At 70.0% G+C, this 1,613-nt stretch carries 2 protein-coding genes; both read right to left on the bottom strand.

Annotated features, from left to right (window positions below; genetic code table 11):
* Positions 1-10 precede the first annotated feature (10 nt).
* The gene (locus tag AOK17_RS47205) at positions 11-364 is read right to left on the bottom strand and encodes a cytidine/deoxycytidylate deaminase family protein (RefSeq protein WP_055618782.1); all 354 of its coding nucleotides are present in this window, start codon (positions 362-364) and stop codon (positions 11-13) included.
* 157 nt (positions 365-521) lie between these two features.
* Positions 522-1,343 (bottom strand): helix-turn-helix transcriptional regulator, encoded by an 822-nt coding sequence (locus AOK17_RS47210; protein WP_055618783.1) that lies wholly within the window; start codon positions 1,341-1,343, stop codon positions 522-524.
* Positions 1,344-1,613 lie beyond the last annotated feature (270 nt).

The following is a 1,613-nucleotide window of genomic DNA, read 5'->3' on the forward strand; positions in this document are numbered from 1 at the left end:
CCCCCGGACCTCAGCCCGCAGCCACCCGCACCCGAACCTCCCCATCGAGCCCGGCGACCAGCACAACCGTCCCCGGCCCACCAAGATCCCGCACAACCGCCAGATCGCCGTCCGCCAAGGACCCCGCCTCGGTCACCACAGCCCCCGCCTCCAACGCCTTCGCCCCGGAGGCCACAGCCATGGCCACCGCGGTCTGCAGCGCACTGAGCCGCAGAGACGGCAGGTCAACGGTCCCCGCAACATACGTACGGCCGGTTTCGTCCCGCACGGCCGCCCCCTCGGGCACACCATTACGGGCCCGTACGGAACGGGCCAGGGTGACGATCTTGCGGTCCTCGGGATCGAGCGCGGTGCTGTCGGTCATGCCCAGAGCATACGAAGCCCCACCCGATCCCCGCGCGGCGGTACGCGACACCGCCCAGCCGTACGCCCGACACACCTGCAAAGCCTGCACACTCATCCCCGCCGCCCCGGGCACCCCGTTACTGGCAACCCGGCTACCCAGCCACCCAGCACGCGGGCTACCCGGCAACCGGATACATCGCCCCGCGCCGCCCCTCCGCAGAGGCCAGCCACTCCAGCTTCGCCGAGGTGTTCGCTTCAGGCAGCGGCGTGTGCAGCACGATCGTGAGGTCGGGCCGTGCCGGCACCTTCATGGCGGTCGCCTCCAGGATCAGCACCCCGACCAGCGGATGGTCGAGCTCCTTGCGGGTCTGCCCAGGAGCCTCGATGTCCCGCCGCTCCCACAGCTCCGTGAACTCTGCACTCGCCGCCTTCGCCTGGGCCAGTACGTCCTGGAACCCCTCGTCGTCGGGCGCGGCGGCACAGGAGGCACGGAACTGGGCGACGACCGTCCGGGCGTTGTCCGCCCAGGTCAGCGACCGGCCCCGGTAGAGCGGGTCGGTGAAGAAGTCGAGGAGGCAGTTCTGCACGTCCTTGGGACGCATACCGAGGACCGCCCCGGCGGCGTCGTTGTACATGACGCAGTTGTAGTAGGCGTCCATGATGTGCGCCGGATACGGCATCCATGTGTCGATCAGCCGCCGCAGCCCCTCGCACATGTCCCGGTCCCCGGGTGCGACCTCGGGCGCGGGCGGATTGAGCCCGGCGAGCAGATACAGATGGCGCCGCTCGGCGTTGCTCAGCCGCAGCACACGGGCCACCGAGTCGAGGACCTGCGGCGAGACGGAGATGTCCCGCCCCTGCTCCAGCCACTGGTACCAGGACGCGCCGACACCCGCGAGTACGGCGACCTCCTCGCGGCGCAGCCCGGGCGTACGCCGACGGGCACCGCCGTCCGGCAGCCCGGCCTCGGCCGGGGACACCCGTGCCCTGCGGCTCATCAGGAACTCACGCAGCTCACTCAGCCGACGGGTCTTGAGCACGTCGTCAACCACGTACGAATCCCCCTCCGGGTGGCTGGTGTTGCGACCACCAGCATAAGTTCCGGCTCCCCACCGATATTCCGACGGCCACAAGCTCATGCCCATGGCGATCGAACCCTCCCCCGTCCACGAGCAAGAACGCGAACGCGAACGCGGGCACAACCACGAACCAACCGATCGAGAACCGGCAGCCCCAACCACAACGCCACCCCCACCCCCCTCTCCAAC

Origin of the sequence: Streptomyces phaeochromogenes (assembly GCF_001418655.1) — a bacterium.
GTDB classification, from domain to species: domain Bacteria; phylum Actinomycetota; class Actinomycetes; order Streptomycetales; family Streptomycetaceae; genus Streptomyces; species Streptomyces phaeochromogenes.